Here is a 17,140-nt window from a genome sequence, read left to right on the forward strand (position 1 = left end):
GTACGGGCCGGTAATGAGCGAGGGGGTGGACGGATAGCGTCGGGCACATGAGCCAGACGCCGTCCGTCCCCCCGACCCGCTGGGCGATCCTGGGCACCGGGAAGATCGCCGGGTCCTTCGCCCGGGACCTCGCGGTGACCCCGGGGGCCGAGCTCGTGGCCGTCGGGTCGCGCAGCGCCGGGAGCGCCGAGGCGTTCTGCGCCGAGCACGGCGGGGCGGCGTACGCCACGTACGAGAGCCTGCTGGCCGACGCCGCGTCGGTCGGCGTCGACGCGGTGTACGTGTCCAGTCCCCACAGCCACCACGACGCCCACGCCCGCATGGTCCTCGACGCGGGACTCCCGGTGCTGTGCGAGAAGCCGCTGACGCTGGACGCGCACACCACCGCCGACCTGCTCGCGTACGCCCGGGACCGTGGCGTCTTCTGCATGGAGGCGATGTGGACGGCGTGCCACCCGACCGTCCGCGAGACGGCGAGGCTGCTCGCAGCGGGTGAGCTGGGCCAGCCACGTCAGCTGCGTGCGGGGCTCGGCTTCGCGGTGCCGGCCGACCCGGACTCGCGCATGTGGGACCCGGCCCTGGGGGCCTCGGCCGTGCTCGACATGGGCATCTACCCGCTGACCCTCGCCGACCTGCTGCTGGGAGAGCCCGCGACCGTCCAGGCCGTCGGCACCGTCGACGACCGCGGGGTGGACACCGACGTCGCGATGGCGCTGGCGTACGACTCGGGTGCGGTCGCCGCGCTGACCGTCACCATGACCAGTCATCCCGCGACGGACGCGCTGGTCGCGACGAGCACCGGCACCCTGGTCCTCGAGGCGCCGTTCCACCACCCGCCCCGCGTCGTCTTCACCCCGGCGGCCGCGGGCAGCGACAACGACTCCGGCGGGCCCGACGCCCGCGAGGAACGCGTGATCACCGGGGAGGAGCCGGTGCTGGGCAGCGGCTACGGCAACGAGGCCGCCGAGGTCGCGCGCTGCCTCGCCGCCGGCCGGCTGGAGTCGACGCTGTGGCCGCACGCCGCGAGCGTGCGGCTGGCAGAGCAGATGGACCGCGTACGCCACCTCGTCGGCGGCGGGCCGCTCGGCGCGGGCTGAGGCCTGCGGGGCTGCGCGGGGGACCGCTTCTGTGACCGCCCGGGGCACACTGGAGACATGACGCGCTCCCTCCGTCCCACCGGCCGGTCCCGCTGGCTCGTGCCGGCCGCTGCCGCCGCCCTCGTCGTCGGCGGCCCGACCGTGGCATCCCTCAGCGCCGACCGGGTCGACCTGCCCCCGCGGACGGCCGAGCAGCTGCTCGTGGACCTGCAGGACGTCGACGTCGACGCCCTGTCGGGCACCCTCGAGACCGACGTCGACCTGGGTCTGCCCGCCCTCCCCGGCATCGGTGGCGAGGCGTCGCCGAGCGCCCTGCTCGACGGCGAGAACGTCGTCCGCGTCTGGCGCGACGGCACCGAGCGGTCCCGTGTCGCGGTGCTCGGCGAGAGCGGGGAGTACGTGCTGACCCGCGACGGCCGCACCGTGTGGACGTACGCGAGCGCCGACCGCACCGCCACCCGGCTCGAGCTGCCCGCTCTGCCGCCGGGTGCGACCGGTGACGACGCGTCGTCCTCCGGCGAGCTGCCGGTCACTCCCGAGCTGCTCGCGCAGAGCGTGCTGCTCACCCTCGACCAGTCCAGCGACGTCACCGTCGACGGCTCGGCCGTGGTGGCAGGACGCCCCGCGTACGAGCTGGTGGTCACCCCGCGCTCGGCGGCGACCCTGATCGGCTCGGTGAGGCTCGCCGTCGACGCCGAGACCTCGATGCCGCTGCGCGTGCAGGTGCTGCCGCGCGGCAGCGACGAGCCGGCCGTGTCGGTCGGCTACACCGACCTCGACCTCTCGACCCCGGATGCCGACCTGTTCGACTTCACCCCGCCGCCCGGTTCCGAGGTCGAGCGCCTCGATGCCGGTGACCTGGGTGACCTGGGTGACCTGGGTGACCTGAAGCCGCGGCGGGGCCCCCAGGACGACGTGCCGTCGGAGGGTCCTTCCGTGCAGCGCGTGGGCACGGGCTTCGACACCGTCGTGCTGGGCGAGCTGCCCGAGGCGGCCCTGGGGGTCCTGACCGGCGCGGGCGGCTCGAGCGGTGCGGGCGTCGACGGGGGTCGCGACGCGGACCAGCCGGACGCCGGCCGCGTGCTGGCGAGCCTGCCCGAGGTCTCCGGACCGTGGGGCAGCGGCCGACTGGTGCAGGGCACCCTCTTCTCCGTGCTGCTCACCGACGACGGCCGGGTCGCGCTCGGCGCGGTGACGCCGCAGAACCTGTACGACGCTCTTGACTGAGCCGGTGAGCGCGCAGGCCGAGCGAGGCGAGCAGGCCGGGCAGGGCGAGCACGGCGACCGAGCGGCCTGGGCCGTCCGCACCGACGGGCTGCGCAAGGCGTACGGCGACCAGGTCGCGGTGCACGGCCTGGACCTGCGGGTGCCGCGCGGTGCGGTCTTCGGGTTCCTCGGACCGAACGGGTGCGGCAAGACCACCACGATCCGGATGCTGCTCGCCCTGGCGCGCCCCACCGCGGGCACCGTCGAGGTCCTCGGTGCCTCGATGCCGCAGGGCGCGCTGGACGTGCTGCCGCGCGTCGGGGCACTGGTCGAGGGGCCGGCGTTCCACCCCTACCTGACCGGGCGGGCCAACCTCGTACGCCTCGACGCGGCCGACGCCGGGGTCGACCCCGCGACCTCGGACGCGCGGGTCGACGCGGCACTGGAACGGGTGGGCCTGTCGGCGGCCGCGAGCAAGAGGTTCCGCGCGTACTCCCTCGGCATGAAGCAGCGTCTCGCGATCGCCTCGGCGCTGCTGCGGCCTCGTGACCTGCTCGTGCTCGACGAACCGACGAACGGCCTCGACCCGCAGGGCACCCGCGAGGTGCGCACGCTGGTCGGGTCCCTCGCGGCCGACGGCACGACCGTGGTCGTCTCGAGCCACCTCCTCAGCGAGATCGAGCAGATGTGCGACCACGTCGCCGTCATGCACCAGGGACACCTGTTGCGGCAGGGCCGGACCAGCGACGTCCGCGCGGCCACCGGCGCCCAGGTGGTCGTGGAGACCCGCGACCCCGACGCCGCGGTGGCCTCGCTGCGCGCGCTGGGCCTGGCCGACGCGGCGCCCGGATCCGATCGCGCGGTCGCCGCCCTGGGGGACCGGGAACCGGAGAGGGTGCTGGCGTCCCTGGTCGCTGACGGCGTGCCCGTGCGCGGGTTCCGCGCCGACGTGGCCTCGCTCGAGGACGTCTTCGTCTCACTCACCGGGGAGGGCTTCGATGTCAGCGGCTGAGGCGACCAGCACCGGCACCGGCACCAGCACCGGCGCCGACGCCCGGCGCCGGGGTGGCGGCCTGCGCTTCCTGCGCTCGGAGCTGCGGCTCGTGCTGACCCGGCGACGCAACCAGGTGGCGCTCTTCGTGCTCGCCCTGCCTCCGCTGATCATCGCGCTGGCGGTGCGGTACGCCGGGCCGGGCTCGGGCGGCGACGGCCCGACGTTCTTCAGCGCCATCACCGACAACGGTCTGTTCGTGGCGCTCGCCGCGCTCGCGACCGAGTCGGGTCTGTTCCTGCCCCTGGCGGTCGCGATGGTCGCGGGTGACGCGGTGGCGGGGGAGGCGCAGACCGGCACGTTGCGCTACCTGCTGACAGTGCCCGTCTCGCGTACGCGTCTGCTGCTCGTGAAGCTCGGCGGCATGACGGTCTTCACCGTGATCGCCTGCTTCACCGTCAGCGTCGTCGGCATGGTCTCCGGGGTCGCGCTCTTCGGAGGCGGCGACCTCGCCCTGTTCTCGGGCACCACGATCTCCTTCGCCGAGGCGGTGCTGCGGGTGGCCGGGGCGACGACGTACCTCGCGATGTGCCTGACGTCGCTCGCCGTCGTCGGGCTGTTCATCTCCACGCTCACCGAGCAGCCCATCGGGGCGACCATCGCCACGGTGCTGGTCAGTTCGGCGAGCTTCATCCTCGACGCGATCCCGCAGATCGACTGGATCCACCCCTACCTGCTCACCCACCACTGGTCCGACTTCGCGGACCTGTTGCGCGACCCGGTGCGGTGGGACCAGATGGCACAGGGGGCGTACGTCGCCGCGGCGTACGCGCTCGTCTTCGGCCTCGCCGCGTGGGCCCGGTTCACCACGAAGGACATCACCACCTGAGGCGCTGAGGACGTCCGCGGCAGCCTGCCTACAGTGCACCCATGAGTGCACCCAGCAGCGCACCGGTGGATCGTCTGCTCCCCTCACCCGAGGCGGAGTCCCTGCTCGAGCTCACCCGCGACATCGCGGCCAGGGAGCTCGCGCCACGTGTCGACGAGGCCGAGCGCACCGCGGCGTTCCCGCGCGAGGTGTTCCGCACGCTGGGCAAGGCCGGCCTGCTCGGGCTCTCCTACGACGAGGAGCTCGGCGGCGGGGGACAGTCCTCGGAGGTCTCCCTGCAGGTCGTCGAGGAGATCGCGCGGGCCTGGTCCGCGGTCGGCGTCGGGGTGAGCGTGCACGCGCTGTCGTGCTTCGGCCTGGACCACGCCGGCACGGCCGAGCAGAAGCAGCGGTGGATGCCCGACATGCTCGCCGGTGAGCTGCTGGGCGCGTACTGCCTGTCCGAGGCCCACGCCGGCTCCGACCCGAGCGCCATGCGGACCCGGGCGACGCGTGAGGGCGACGAGTACGTCATCCGCGGCGCGAAGGCCTGGACCACGCACGGGGGAGAGGCCGACTACTACAAGGTGATGGCTCGCACGAGCGACGACCGGGCGGGCATCTCCTGCTTCCTGGTGCCAGCCCAGACCGAGGGACTGACCGCCGACGTGCCCGAGACGAAGATGGGGCTGCGCAGCTCGACCACCGGCACGATGCTCTTCGACGGCGTGCGTGTGCCCGTCGAGCGGCGCCTGGGCGAGGAGGGCCAGGGGCTGGCCATCGCCCTGGCCGGTCTCGACGCCGGGCGCCTCGGCATCGCGGCCGTGGCCGTGGGTCTGGCGCAGTCGGCGCTCGACCACGCGGTCGCGTACGCCAAGGAGCGCGAGACCTTCGGACGGGCCGTGATCGACCACCAGGGCCTGTCCTTCCTGCTCGCCGACATGGCGGCGGCGGTGGAGTCGGCCCGTGCGACGTACCTCGCGGCGGCACGGTTGAAAGACGCGGGCCGCCCGTTCTCACGGCAGGCCTCGATCGCGAAGCTCGTCGCCACCGACGCGGCGATGTCGGTGACCACCGACGCCGTGCAGGTGTTCGGCGGAGCGGGCTACACGACGGACTTCCCGGTCGAGCGCTTCATGCGCGAGGCGAAGGTGATGCAGATCTTCGAGGGCACCAACCAGATCCAGCGTCTGGTCATCGGCCGTCACCTGGCTCGCGACTGAGACCGTACGCAGCACGTCGCCGCGCAGGCTGCCTGCATCGTTCAGCCGGCCCGTGAGGTGAACGTGATGGTGCCGTCGGGTTGTCGACGATGCTCGTAGCGGCCGTCGTGGATGCGGCGGTGGTGGAACGCGCACAGCGGGACCATGTCGGCCAGGTCGGTGGTGCCGCCGTGGGACCAGGGTCTGGCGTGGTGCAGCTCGGTCCACGCGTACGGGGTCTGGCACCCGGTCGCGGCGCAGGTGGTGTGCCGGGTCGCTCCCGCGAGGCGTTGGGCCTCGGAGAACAGGCGCCGTTGCCGGCCGAGGTCCAGCGGCTGGGACTCCCCACCGAGCACCACGGGCACGAGACCGGAGCTGCACGCGAGCCGCCGGGTGGTCGCTGAGGAGAGCCGCTCACCGGTGTCGATCCCAGCCGCCTTCACCGCCCCGGCCAGGGTGGTGTGGTCCATCGTCACCACGAGCGTCGTCGCGGTCTTGCCCGAGAGCCGGTCGGTCGGCAGGTGCTCGAGAAGGGCCGCGAACGCGACACCCCGCTCATGGGCCCAGTCCCGCCCACCGTCACCCAGCGGCTGAGCTCCTTGCGCCTGGGTGGCGCCGAGCGCGGCGCGGCGGGGTGCGGTCATCGCGGCCAGGATCTTCCGCAGCACCGACCCCGCCAGGTGCGGGACGGTGAAGTGCCCGGTCACAGTGCCGTCTGCGTTGTCGTGCACCGTCAACCGCGCCTTGGCCAGGGCCCGAGACTCCTCATCCACGAGCTGGGCGTCCTCATGAGCATCGACCACGGCGGGGTCGGGTTCGACGACCTCGAGGACCCGGCGGGCGTGGCGGCGCAGCTGGGTCGGGTCCAGGGTGCGGCTGCGCTCGACGAGCCGCTGCTCGACGGTGGCCTTGTCCTGGGCGGACAGCCCGGTGGGGAGCTGGGCGACGGCGTGCGCGATCACCGCGGCGTGCTCGCGCGAGACCAACCCCGCGTCCAGGGCCTGACTCGTCGCGGGAAGCCGGTCATCGAGGTCGGCGGCCAGACCCACGGTGCGGGCAGCCGCTGCACCGGTCGTACGCGTGCGAGCAGCCAACCAGTCACTGGTCGTACGCACCCCCGCATCAGAAGCCACGGTCGTCTTCGCAGCCGCAGCGACCAACCGCAACTCGTACGCCTGCAGTCTGGCTCTGGCCCGGGACACCTCCGCGATCAACGCGTCGCACTCCCGAGACGACAACCCCTCGACCGGACCCGCAGCGTCGAGCGCGTCATGAACCGAGCTGACCGTCTCCCGCGGACCCCGCTCACGCGACCGCCCAACGATCGGGGCGGGGTCGAGAAGCGAGGTCATGTCATGAATACTATTCGAACACATGTGCGAACGCAAGGCCGATCAGGAGCGCTGGGGATATCGCCGGCGTCCGGCGGATCCTAGAAGACCGACCAGTCCGAGTGGGTCGTGAACGAGTCCAGGGCCGCCAGTCCCGCTGAGGAGTTGCCGGCGTCGCCGAGCGCGGGCGACCACACGCAGATCGAGCCCCGGCCCGGGATGATCGCGAGGATGGCCCCGCCCACGCCCGACTTGGCCGGGAGCCCGACCCGGAAGGCGAACTCGCCCGCCCGGTCGTAGGTACCGCACGTCAGCATCACGGCGTTGATGCGCTTGGCCTGGCTGCGGCTGAGCAGCCGTGAGCCGTCGGCGCGGACGCCGTCCCGTGCCAGGAAGGCTCCGGTGCGGGCCACCTCGGTCGCGCTCATCGCCAACGCGCACTGGCGGCTGTAGGCCTCGACGACCTCGTCGACAGCGTTCTCGAGGTTCCCGTAGCTCGCGAGCAGGTGGGCCATGGCCGCGTTGCGGTGGCTGTGGGCGATCTCGGAGGCGGCCACGTCGGCGTCGATGTCGATGTCCGCGGCGCCTGTCTCTGCGCGGGCGAGGTCGCGGACGGCGCCCGCCGCGTCCCCGGTCAGGGTCTGCAGCCGGTCGGTCACCGCGAGTGCTCCCGCGTTGATGAACGGGTTCCGGGGGCGCCCGTTCTCCTGGTCGAGCAGCAGCAGGGAGTTGAACGGGTTGCCGGACGGCTCGCGGGAGATGCGCTGCCAGATGCCGTGGTCGTCGGCTGCGATCACGAGCGCGAGGCTGAACACCTTGGTGACCGACTGCACCGAGAACCGCACGTCGGTGTCACCGATCGAGGTCTCCTCGCCCTCGCACGAGACGACCGTCATGCCGAACTGGAACGCATCGACCTCGGCGAGGCTCGGGATGTAGTCCGCGAGGTGGCCGTGACCCACGTACGGCGCGGCGTCGGCGTGCACCCGCTCGAGGATCCGTCTCATTTCCACGAGCGGCGAGTGTGCCGCACCGTGCCATGGCGCCGGTGCGGGGGAGGGTGGCCGAGAGCTGCGTACGCCGTGGTGTGCCGACGGTGCCGACCGGGCACAGGTCGAGGCATGTCCCGCAACGTCGTGATGCTGGTGCCGCTGCTCGCAGCGCTGCTGGCGCTGCTGATCGCGGACACGCGGCACGACTACATCGTGGTGGGCTCGTTCGTCGCGATCACCGCCGTCGTGTGGGTCGCCTGGCGGGTCGTCGACGGCATCGCGCTGCGCAGGCAGCGGCGCAGCCTGGAGCAGTGAGGCGTACGCCCCGCGCGTAGGCTCGTCGTCGTGTCGACCCAGCCCGAGATGCAGCCCGAGATGGAACCACGAACTCTCAGCGAGGCGCTCACGGAGGTGCGCGCCGACCGTGTCGTGGTCGACGCGGTGACTGAGGCGGCGGGCCGGGCTCATCTCGAGGTGCTGCGCACGGGACCCGGGCGCGTCGAGCTCGGCTCGGACCCGGCGAAGGAGTTCGCGCTGCTGGTGCAGCGTAGCCACGTGGACCTGGCCGTGGGGCCTGACGTCGCGCGGGACCACGCCCAGCGGTTCGGCTTCGTACGCCAGCGCTCCAACGGCCGCACGACGGTCATCCGGGTCGCCGCGAGCCAGCTGGCGATCGCGGAGAAGCGGGCGGTGTGGGCCGACCTCGTCGAGGAGGCGGTGACCCACCGCAGCACCTGCCCGGACCGTGTGGAGCCCCGGGTCGCGACGACGCCGACGCGGGCCGCACGTCCCGCGCGGCCCACCCGCAGCAGTGCTGGGACGGCGGCACGGACGACCCGTCAGGCCGCCGCGGCCACACCCCCGGCGGCGCCGCTGAACCTCTGCCCGGTGCACGGCACCGAGATGCTCGGCGGTCTCTGCGACCGCTGCGACTGACCGTCCGGACAGCCGGGACAGCCCGGACAGCCCGGACCGGCCGCACCGGCCGGCCGGAGCGACGGGGTCAGGCGCCGAGGTCGTTGTCGGCGAGCCAGCGCTCGAGCACGGCGTACGCCTCCTCACGCGGCCCGTGCAGCGACAGGAAGACGTCGTGGCGGGCGTCGGCGATCGGCACGATCCAGGTCTTGGTGCCGAGGCAACCGGCCCACCGGGCGATCTGGCGTACGTCGAGCACGATGTCGGCGCGGTCGGACTTCTCGGAGTACCGGCGCGAGTAGTGCGTCGTCTCGCTGCGCAGCACCAGCGCGGGCACGCCGACGTCGAGCCCCCGGTGGAGTCGGGCCTGCGCCTTGCGCACCGCGGAGAGCCAGCCGACGATGATGGGGAACCCGGTCAAGGGCTTCCACTCGGTGTCGAACTCCCACTCGCCGGTCCCCTCGACGTGGAGCGTCCGGCCGTAGTTGCCCGCGGGCAGGTTGAGCGGCCGCAGCGGGCGCACCGTGGAGACTGCGTGCATGGCCCAGGTCAGGACGCCGCGCATGGAGGGCTTGCCCTGCAGGTCGTACCAGGGCGAGTTGTGCACCAGACCCGCGTACGGCGCGAGCCGCCCCTCGCGACGGCGCCGGTCGAGGTACAACGCTGTGACCAGGCCGCCGGTGGAGTGCCCCTCGAGCACGACGGGCACGTCGGGGTGCTCGGCGGCGACGATGGCGGTGGCGGCGTCGAGCTCGACGTCGTAGAGCGCGAGGTCGCTGACGTAGTGCGCCGACTGGCCCTCGCGTCGAGCGCGTCCGCACTTGCGCAGGTCGAGAGCGTAGAACGCGAGACCGTGCGCCGCGGCGAAGTCGGCGAGGTCGGTCTGGAAGAAGTAGTCGCTGAAGCCGTGCACGTGCAGCATGACGCCGCGCACCTGCTCCCCGTCGCGCACGGGGCGGCGTACGAGCACCGCCACGGCCCGGCCCTCGCCGTCCGGGTCCTCGCCGAGCTCGATCTCGTGCTGCTCGTAGCCCTCGATGACGTCGGGGGACCAGGAGGTGCTTCGCGTGCTGTCGTTGCTGCTCACCGGTCGAGCCTAGGGCGTTCGCGCGGGGTCAGCGGCGGAGGTCCTTCGCCTTCTCGGTGAGGGTCTCGGCGCCCTCCTTGGCCTTGCCGGCGATCTTGTCGACCGTGTCGCCGCGGTCGGACAGCTTGTCCTTCGCGAAGGCGGCAGCCTTGTCGATGCCGTCGGTGACCTTGTCGCCGTGCTTCTCCGCGGCGTCCGCCACGGAGTCGCCATGCTGGTCGATGGCGTCGGAGAGTCGCTTCTTGGCGTCGTCGAGGAAACCCATGCTGCCAGCGTAGAGCCGATCAGCAACGGATCGGTGCCGAGCGGGTCGGCAGGGCATGACGACGGGGATCGAGGGATACGGTGACCGCTGTGGCCGTCGCCCAGGTCACACCCTTGCGACCGGAGGTCCTTCATGACTGCTCAGTCCCGCCCGCACGACGTCGACCGCAAGGCCCGCTGGGCCCCGCTGTCCGAGGACGCTGCTGCGGACCCCGCCGAGACCGTGACGGTCACCGTCGACGGCATCGAGGTGCCGGGGGTCAAGGGACGGCCGCTGGTCGAGGTGCTCACCGACGGTGAGGACTCCGCGAAGGCGTTCCCGTCGATCTGCTACCACGAGTCGCTCGGCCCGATCCAGACCTGCGACGCCTGCATGGTCGAGATCGACGGGCAGGTCGTGCGCGCCTGCGCCGTCGAGGCCACCGAGGGCCTGCAGGTCTCGCTGAACGGCCGCTCGGCCGAGGCGCGCGAGGAGGCGGGACAGCGGCTGGTGCGCAAGCACACGCTCTACTGCACCGTCTGCGACCACAACGACGGTCACTGCACGCTCAAGAGCGGCGTCGAGGCCACCGGTCTGCTCCACGAGAAGATCGGGTTCGAGCCGAAGCCGTACGAGGTCGACGACTCCCACGCCTTCTACCGCTACGACCCCGACCAGTGCATCCTGTGCGGTCGCTGCGTCGAGGCCTGCCAGGACGTGCAGGTCACCGAGACGCTGTCGATCAACTGGGACGACGACAACCCGCGCGTGCTGTGGGACGGCGGCGCGCTGGCTGGGGAGTCCTCGTGCGTCGGGTGCGGCCACTGCGTGACAGTCTGCCCCTGCAACGCGCTCCTGGAGAAGTCCATGGTCGGCCGCCACGGCCTGATGACCGACTGGCCCGAGGAGACCCGCGAGCTCGCGATCGACCTGGTCAAGGACGTCGAGCCGACGATCGGCTACGGCCCCCTCTACGAGGTCTCGCGCCTGGAGTCCAAGGCGCGCATGTCGACGATCGACAAGACCAAGACGGTCTGCACCTACTGCGGCGTCGGCTGCTCCTTCAACATCGAGACGCGAGGCCGCGAGATCCTCCGCGTCCAGCCGAGCGAGGAAGCCCCCGCCAACAACATCTCGACCTGCGTCAAGGGCAAGTTCGGCTGGGACTACGTCAACGCCCCCGACCGCCTCACGACGCCGCTGATCCGCGACGGCCACCGGTTCCGCGAGGCCAGCTGGGACGAGGCGTACGCCCTCATCGCAGACAAGATGAGTGAGATCATCGCGCGCGACGGCTCCGACGCCGTCTCGGTGATCGGGTCCTCCAAGGCGACCAACGAGGAGTCCTACCTCGTCCAGAAGCTCGCCCGCCAGGTCTTCGGCACCCACAACACCGACAACTGCTCGCGCTACTGCCAGGCGCCGGCCACCCAGGGCCTGTGGCGCACGGTGGGGTACGGCGGCGACGCCGGCTCGATCTCCGACATCGAGCGCGCCGAGCTGGTGCTGATCGTCGGCTCCAACACCGCCGCGGCCCACCCGGTCATCGCCTCGCGCGTGCGCCGCTCCCAGAAGCTCGCCGGCCACCAGCTGATCGTGGCGGACCTCCGCAAGCACGAGATGGCCGAGCGCGCCGACGTCTTCCTCAAGCCGAACCCCGGCACCGACATGGTGTGGCTCTCGGCCCTCTCGCGCTACATCTTCGACCAGGGCTGGGCCGCCGAGGCCTTCTTGAAGGAGCACGTCAACGACGTCGAGGAGTACCGCGCCTCGCTCGAGAAGTTCACCCTCGAGTACGCCGAGGAGCGCACCGGCATCAGCGTCGAGCAGCTGAAGGACGTCGCGAAGCGCATCGTCGACGCCGGGTCGGTCTCGGCGCTGTGGGCGATGGGCGTCACCCAGCACACGATGGGCTCCGACACCTCCACCGCCATCTCGAACCTGCTGCTGGTCACCGGCAACTACGGGCGCCCGGGCACCGGGGCGTACCCGCTGCGCGGCCACAACAACGTGCAGGGCTGCAGCGACTTCGGCACCATCAACTCGTTCTACCCCGGCTACCAGCCGGTCGAGGACGAGGAGGTCGCCGCGAAGTTCCAGAAGGCCTGGGGCACCGAGCTCAAGCGTGAGCCGGGCCTGGACAACCACGGCATGATCGAGCAGGTCCACGCCGGCAACCTCAAGGCCATGATCGTCGTCGGCGAGGAGATGAGCCTCGTCGACGCCAACATCAACTACGTGCAGGAGGCCCTGGCGGCGCTGGAGTTCTTCGTCGTCACCGAGCTCTTCTTCTCCAAGACCTGCGAGTACGCCGACGTGGTGCTGCCCGCCGCCGCCTCGCTGGAGAAGGACGGCACCTTCACCAACACCGAGCGTCGCGTCCAGCGCATCAACAAGGTGATGGAGCCGATCGGCGACTCACGTGCCGACTGGGAGATCCTGCAGGGCATCGCCGACCGCATGGGGTACGACTGGGGCTACACCCACCCGTCGATGATCATGGACGAGGTCGCCGACCTCACCCCGCTCTTCGCCGGCGTCAGCTACGACCGTCTCGAGGGCTTCGACTCGCTGCAGTGGCCGGTCGCGGCCGACGGCACCGACACGCCGCTGCTCTACACCGACGGGTTCCACTTCGACGACGGCAAGGCGCGGCTGTTCGCCCTCGAGGAGCACGAGCCGACCGATCAGCGCAGCGAGGAGTTCCCGCTGCACATCAACAACGGCCGCGAGCTCGAGCACTTCCACGAGGGCAACATGACGTTGCGGTCGAAGGGTCTGTCCCACATCGTCCCCGACACCTACGTCGAGATGAACCGCGCGACCGCCGAGGCGCAGGGTGGGCTGAAGACCGGTGACTGGGTGCGCCTGATCAGCCCGCGCGGCGAGATGGAGGCACGCATCCTGCTCGACGAGGGTGTCGCGGACTTCGAGGTGTGGGTGCCGATGCAGGCCGGCGAGATCAACCGCCTCACCAGCAACGAGACCGACAAGGACAGCCACACCCCGGCGTACAAGGAGCTGGCCGCCCGCCTGGAGAAGATCGACCACAGCGACGGCGACCGCCGTCGACGCCGTCGTGCCGCCGACCGGGGCCGCCAGGGCGAGCGCGACGAGACCCAGGACCCCGAGGGTCGGCCGATCCCGGCGCACCACCACCGCTACGGCAACAGCTCACGGCAGTACGGCGTGCTGGTGGAGGAGAAGTGGTCCCGCGAGGACTACGTCGCCCCGCCGGAGCGCGAGCCCAAGGGGGCGAAGGCCTGATGCGCACCGCCCTCACCCCGTCCGCGATCCCCTCCGAGACCAGGAGCGCCTGATGGCCAAGCCGCTGACCTACGCCCCGCCCACGCCGCAGGACACCGGCCCACAGGACGATGTGGACGACCTCGTGCTCGCGCTGCACGAGTCCGGTCTGCTGCGGGTGATGGCGGGGGGCGCACGCGCCTACCCGCAGCTGCTCACCTCGTTGCTGAAGGCGATCGACGCCGACGCGATCCGCTCGGGCATCGCACTGGCCGGCGCGCTGGGCGACCCCGACCCCGAGGCCGCAGAGCAGCTCGCCCAGGGCATCAGGAAGGCACGCAAGGACGCCGCCGCGGCAGCAGCGGACAGCAGGCCGCCGGGCTTCCTGCGACTCGCCAAGCGCGCGCACGACAAGGACGTACGCCGCGGGCTCGCCGCCGCCCTGGCCGCGCTGGCCGCGGTGGGGTCCTCGCTGCCGAAGTAGCGCTCCCCGGGCGGCTCAGGCCGTCCGGGGTGTCCGGCCCGCGGTGGCGTGCACCGCCCGACGCAGCGGGCAGCTGCTGACGAGGTGCCAGCAGGCGGTGCCCGAGGCCACCACGGCCGCGAGCACGACGCCCGCGGGCACCACGACGGCGGCGGGCAGCTCCTGCGCGAGCACGAACACGCCCATGACCAGCACGAACCACGCGAAGCCGCGGCGCAGCGCGGCCTCGGGCACGGCTGAGACCAGGCGCCCGCCCACGAGGCTGCCGACGACGGCGGCCGCGGTCACCGCGGCGACCAGCGCCCAGTCCAGCTGCACGCTGCTGAGGTAGCCAGCGAGACCGCCCAGCGACTTCATCGCGATCACCAGCAGCGAGGTGCCGACGGCCACGCTCATCGGCAGTCCGCCGAGCAGCACGAGCGCCGGCACCACCAGGAAACCGCCGCCGGCACCGACGAGGCCCGTCACGAGCCCCACGACGAGACCCTCGCCGAGCACGTGCAGCACCGGCAGGTCGCCCTGCCTCGGTGCGACGTCGCCGCGTCCCCGCAGCATCGCCACCGCGGTCACCAGCATCATCACGGCGAACCCGACCAGGAGGACCGCGCCGGGCAGCACCCCGCCCAGCAGGCCGCCGAGGAACGCGCCGGAGAGTCCGGCCGCGCCGAAGAGGAGCCCCGTACGCCACCGCACCCGGCCGGCGCGCGCGTGGCTCACCGTGCCCATCGCCGCGGTCACGCCGACGACCACGAGCGAGGTCGCGATCGCCTGCTTGGCGTCGAGGCCCGCGACGTACACGAGCACCGGCACGGTGAGGATCGACCCGCCCCCGCCGAGCAGACCCAGGGTGACGCCGACGACCACCGACAGCGCGAGGGTCAGCACCAGGAGCTCGACGGGGATACCTGCCATGACCACCTCCGGGGAGCGTCGCGTGCGGTGGCACCCGACGGACTGCTTAATGTACGTACATTCTAGCAGTCAGTCGGCCCCGCGCATTCCCTCGCTCAGCCAGGACGTGCCACGTCGTAGACGAGCTTGAGCACCCCGTTGGCGTACGCCTCGTGCTCGACCAGCGACAGGCCACCCTCCGCGGCGGTCAGCGGGCCGTCGCCGAAGAGCCGCCGACCGCTGCCGAGCACGACCGGGAACACCAACAGGTGGAAGCGGTCCACCAGCCCGGCAGCGAGGAGCGACTGGGCCAGCGAGGCCGAGCCGTGCACGATCAGCGGGTCGCCCTCGCCCTGCCTGAGGCGCGCCACGGCGTCGAGGTCGGGGAGGATCTCCGCCGGCCACCCGGGGTCGGTCGTCCGCAACGTGGTGGAGACGACGTACTTCGGGAGGCTGTTGTAGCGCGCGAACTCGGCGTCCATCGACGGCCACACGGGCGCGAACTCCTGGTAGGTCACCCGGCCCAGCAGCAGCGCTCCGGCCTGCTCCTGCTCGGTGCCCTTCAGCTCGTAGGCGGCCTCCTCGAACGGCACCTCGCCGAAGGTCCAGCCGGCGCGCGGGTGGTCGCCCCCACCGGGGGAGTCCACCACCCCGTCGAGGCTCATCATCTCGGTCACGATCAGCTGGCGCACGGGGTCCTCCGGGAGATGGGGTCAGTTGCCCCGCAACGTACTGGGTGGGACCGACGAGATGGCCCACGGTCGTACGCCGGCCGCCGGCTGCACCACGACGTCCTCCCCGCGCTCGACCGTGCGTCCTGGCTTGAGCTCGACGTCGACCCGGTCGGGGCCGTCCTCGCAGCGCACGACGGCTGTCACGCGGGGCCCGGCGAGCCGCGTGCGCTCGACGACACCGCGCCGCCGGAACGGGGCGCTCTCGCCGCTGTCGGCACCGAGGTCGGCGGCAGGCACGATCCGCAGCTGCTCGCGCCGCAGCAAGGCGACGGCGGGACCTCGCACCTCGCAGTCCGGGGCGAGCCGCACCTTCCCGTACGCCGAGTGGTGCACCCCGTCCACGACCTCGCCGGGCACCTCGTGGGCGCCGCCGACGAGGCGCGCGACCGCCAGCGTCGCCGGGCGGGCGTACAGGTCGGCCGCGGGCGCGACCTGCTGCAGCCGCCCGGACTCGAGCACGGCGACCCGGTCGGCGAGCGAGGCCTCGTCCAGGTCGTGGGTGACCATCAGCACCGTCGGGGACAGCTCCGCACGCACGGTCGCCAACAGGTCGTGCATCTGCCCGCGCAGGACAGGGTCGAGCGAGCTGAACGGCTCGTCCAGCAGCAGCACCCCGCGCTCACAGGCAAGCGCTCGGGCGAGGGCGACGCGCTGCTGCTGGCCCCCGGAGAGCTCCGCGGGCCGACGCCGCGCGGCGTCGCCCAGCTGCACCAGCGCGAGGTACCGCTGGGCGCGGGTGCGGGCCTCGCGGCGGGAGAGCCCCTGCGTACGCGGCCCGAAGGCCACGTTGTCGCGCACGTCGAGGTGGTCGAACAGGTGCGGCCGCTGGAACATGACCGTGAGGTCGCGGCGCTCGGTCGGTCGGGCGGTGACGTCCTCCCCACCGAGCCGGACGGTGCCCGAGACCGGCGCGACGAGGCCCGCGGCGACGCGCAGCAGGGTCGACTTGCCGGTGCCCGAGGGGCCGAGCACCGCGACCATCTCGCGGTCGGTGACCTCGAGGTCGACGTCCGCCAGCACGACGTCGCCCGCACGCGAGTAGCGGTGCGTCACACCGCGCAGCGCCAGGCCGCTCATGCGACGGCGCTCCGCGTACGCCGCCGCGCGAGGAGCACCACGGCCCCCAGCAGCAGCACCGGCGGGACGGCGGTCGCGACCGCCAGCGCCGCGACGGTCGGCTCGTTGCCCGTGCCCGAGGCCGCGGACCCCAGCAGGACCGGCAGCGTCACCAGCTGACCGCCGCCCAGCAGGAGGGTCACCACGTAGTCGCTCCATCCCACGAGGAAGGCGAGCACGGCGGCGACCAGCAGCGGTCGACGCAGCGCGGGCAGGGTGGCGCGCCGACGCGCCGTGCGCGGCCGGGCCCCGAGGGCACGCGCCTGGTCCTCGACGGTGCGGTCGGTGGCGGCGTACCCCGCCCCGATCGTGAAGGCGCAGTAGGGCAGCGCGAAGGTCGCCAGGACGGCGATCGTCGCGACCAGCCCCGGCACCTGCAGGCGCAGCAGCAGCACGTCGAGCCCGATCGAGACGGCGAAGGGCGGCAGCAGCACCGGCAGGAGCATCACCACCGCGACGAGCGCGCGGCTCCATCCACGTCCCCAGCCGAGCACCCGACCCGCGGTCGCCCCGAGAGGCGTGGCGATGGCGGCGACCGCCGCGCCGAGCAGCAGCGACCGGGCGCCGGCAGCGAGCACACCGGCGTCCCAGGCGGCCTGCCAGCCGCGGACGCCCAGCTCCTGGGGCAGGAGCGCGGGCGCCGTCCAGCGGTCGGCGCCGGCCCAGATCAGCATCGGGACCACCGGGACGGCGAACCAGGCGAGCGCCAGGGCCGCGTACGCACGTGCCCTCACCC

The 17,140-nt window shown here is 72.6% G+C and carries 17 protein-coding genes; 9 read left to right on the plus strand and 8 right to left on the minus strand.

Going from position 1 to position 17,140, the window contains the following annotated elements; genetic code table 11:
* Positions 1-47 precede the first annotated feature (47 nt).
* From KLP28_13890 to KLP28_13910, 5 genes are all read left to right on the plus strand, one after another.
* Positions 48-1,097, plus strand: coding sequence for a Gfo/Idh/MocA family oxidoreductase (locus KLP28_13890; protein ID QWC84646.1), 1,050 nt, complete (start codon positions 48-50; stop codon positions 1,095-1,097).
* A gap of 57 nt (positions 1,098-1,154) precedes the next feature.
* The gene (locus KLP28_13895) at positions 1,155-2,324 is read left to right on the plus strand and encodes a hypothetical protein (GenBank protein ID QWC84647.1); all 1,170 of its coding nucleotides are present in this window, start codon (positions 1,155-1,157) and stop codon (positions 2,322-2,324) included.
* A gap of 118 nt (positions 2,325-2,442) precedes the next feature.
* The gene (locus KLP28_13900) at positions 2,443-3,315 is read left to right on the plus strand and encodes an ABC transporter ATP-binding protein (GenBank protein ID QWC86988.1); all 873 of its coding nucleotides are present in this window, start codon (positions 2,443-2,445) and stop codon (positions 3,313-3,315) included.
* The gene (locus tag KLP28_13905) at positions 3,302-4,183 is read left to right on the plus strand and encodes an ABC transporter permease (protein ID QWC84648.1); all 882 of its coding nucleotides are present in this window, start codon (positions 3,302-3,304) and stop codon (positions 4,181-4,183) included. The genes KLP28_13900 and KLP28_13905 overlap by 14 nt, the downstream gene beginning before the upstream one ends.
* A 41-nt stretch (positions 4,184-4,224) precedes the next feature.
* Positions 4,225-5,385: an acyl-CoA dehydrogenase family protein gene (locus KLP28_13910; protein QWC84649.1), complete on the plus strand. Its 1,161-nt coding sequence runs from the start codon at positions 4,225-4,227 to the stop codon at positions 5,383-5,385.
* A 41-nt stretch (positions 5,386-5,426) separates the two neighbouring features.
* Here KLP28_13910 and KLP28_13915 read toward each other — a convergent pair whose 3' ends face one another.
* A complete protein-coding gene (locus KLP28_13915; GenBank protein ID QWC84650.1) occupies positions 5,427-6,716 on the minus strand; it encodes an HNH endonuclease in 1,290 nt (429 codons plus the stop codon).
* An 80-nt stretch (positions 6,717-6,796) separates the two neighbouring features.
* Positions 6,797-7,708, minus strand: a complete 912-nt coding sequence (locus KLP28_13920; protein ID QWC84651.1) for a glutaminase — start codon at positions 7,706-7,708, stop codon at positions 6,797-6,799.
* Between the two features lie 108 nt (positions 7,709-7,816).
* Between KLP28_13920 and KLP28_13925 the strand changes: the two genes are divergently transcribed.
* Positions 7,817-8,002, plus strand: coding sequence for a hypothetical protein (locus tag KLP28_13925; GenBank protein QWC84652.1), 186 nt, complete (start codon positions 7,817-7,819; stop codon positions 8,000-8,002).
* Between the two features lie 30 nt (positions 8,003-8,032).
* Positions 8,033-8,623: a hypothetical protein gene (locus KLP28_13930; GenBank protein QWC84653.1), complete on the plus strand. Its 591-nt coding sequence runs from the start codon at positions 8,033-8,035 to the stop codon at positions 8,621-8,623.
* Positions 8,624-8,690: 67 nt separating this feature from the next.
* Here the strand turns inward: KLP28_13930 and KLP28_13935 are convergent, their stop codons facing one another.
* Together KLP28_13935 and KLP28_13940 are read right to left on the minus strand one after the other, a co-directional pair.
* A complete protein-coding gene (locus KLP28_13935) occupies positions 8,691-9,689 on the minus strand; it encodes an alpha/beta hydrolase (GenBank protein ID QWC84654.1) in 999 nt (332 codons plus the stop codon).
* Between the two features lie 28 nt (positions 9,690-9,717).
* Entirely contained in the window at positions 9,718-9,954 is a 237-nt protein-coding gene (locus tag KLP28_13940; GenBank protein QWC84655.1) for an antitoxin, read from the minus strand.
* Positions 9,955-10,086: 132 nt separating this feature from the next.
* Here KLP28_13940 and fdhF point away from each other — a divergent pair, with 132 nt between their 5' ends.
* Together fdhF and KLP28_13950 are read left to right on the plus strand one after the other, a co-directional pair.
* Positions 10,087-13,200: a formate dehydrogenase subunit alpha gene (gene fdhF / locus KLP28_13945; GenBank protein QWC84656.1), complete on the plus strand. Its 3,114-nt coding sequence runs from the start codon at positions 10,087-10,089 to the stop codon at positions 13,198-13,200.
* Between the two features lie 52 nt (positions 13,201-13,252).
* Complete coding sequence (locus tag KLP28_13950; protein ID QWC84657.1) at positions 13,253-13,663, plus strand: DUF1641 domain-containing protein; 411 nt, start codon at positions 13,253-13,255, stop codon at positions 13,661-13,663.
* 15 nt (positions 13,664-13,678) lie between these two features.
* Here KLP28_13950 and KLP28_13955 read toward each other — a convergent pair whose 3' ends face one another.
* The 4 genes from KLP28_13955 to KLP28_13970 all read right to left on the minus strand — a co-directional run bounded on the left by KLP28_13955 (position 13,679) and on the right by KLP28_13970 (position 17,138).
* Positions 13,679-14,575, minus strand: a complete 897-nt coding sequence (locus tag KLP28_13955; protein QWC84658.1) for a sulfite exporter TauE/SafE family protein — start codon at positions 14,573-14,575, stop codon at positions 13,679-13,681.
* A gap of 95 nt (positions 14,576-14,670) precedes the next feature.
* Positions 14,671-15,246, minus strand: a complete 576-nt coding sequence (locus KLP28_13960) for a dihydrofolate reductase family protein (protein ID QWC84659.1) — start codon at positions 15,244-15,246, stop codon at positions 14,671-14,673.
* A gap of 21 nt (positions 15,247-15,267) precedes the next feature.
* Complete coding sequence (locus KLP28_13965; protein QWC84660.1) at positions 15,268-16,365, minus strand: ABC transporter ATP-binding protein; 1,098 nt, start codon at positions 16,363-16,365, stop codon at positions 15,268-15,270.
* On the minus strand, positions 16,362-17,138 hold the full coding sequence (locus KLP28_13970; protein QWC84661.1) for an ABC transporter permease subunit: 777 nt from the start codon (positions 17,136-17,138) through the stop codon (positions 16,362-16,364). Before KLP28_13970 ends, KLP28_13965 begins: the two co-directional genes overlap by 4 nt.
* Between the last annotated feature and the right edge of the window lie 2 nt (positions 17,139-17,140).

The organism is Nocardioidaceae bacterium (genome assembly GCA_018672315.1).
GTDB lineage: Bacteria > Actinomycetota > Actinomycetes > Propionibacteriales > Nocardioidaceae > TYQ2.

Coding starts and splice junctions, on each gene's coding strand:
- KLP28_13915 (QWC84650.1), bottom strand. CDS start 6,716: ATGACCTCGCTTCTCGACCCCGCCCCGATCGTTGGGCGGTCGCGTGAG.
- KLP28_13895 (QWC84647.1), top strand. CDS start 1,155: ATGACGCGCTCCCTCCGTCCCACCGGCCGGTCCCGCTGGCTCGTGCCG.
- KLP28_13905 (QWC84648.1), top strand. CDS start 3,302: ATGTCAGCGGCTGAGGCGACCAGCACCGGCACCGGCACCAGCACCGGC.
- KLP28_13925 (QWC84652.1), top strand. CDS start 7,817: ATGTCCCGCAACGTCGTGATGCTGGTGCCGCTGCTCGCAGCGCTGCTG.
- KLP28_13940 (QWC84655.1), bottom strand. CDS start 9,954: ATGGGTTTCCTCGACGACGCCAAGAAGCGACTCTCCGACGCCATCGAC.
- KLP28_13955 (QWC84658.1), bottom strand. CDS start 14,575: ATGGCAGGTATCCCCGTCGAGCTCCTGGTGCTGACCCTCGCGCTGTCG.
- fdhF (QWC84656.1), top strand. CDS start 10,087: ATGACTGCTCAGTCCCGCCCGCACGACGTCGACCGCAAGGCCCGCTGG.
- KLP28_13950 (QWC84657.1), top strand. CDS start 13,253: ATGGCCAAGCCGCTGACCTACGCCCCGCCCACGCCGCAGGACACCGGC.
- KLP28_13890 (QWC84646.1), top strand. CDS start 48: ATGAGCCAGACGCCGTCCGTCCCCCCGACCCGCTGGGCGATCCTGGGC.
- KLP28_13965 (QWC84660.1), bottom strand. CDS start 16,365: ATGAGCGGCCTGGCGCTGCGCGGTGTGACGCACCGCTACTCGCGTGCG.
- KLP28_13910 (QWC84649.1), top strand. CDS start 4,225: ATGAGTGCACCCAGCAGCGCACCGGTGGATCGTCTGCTCCCCTCACCC.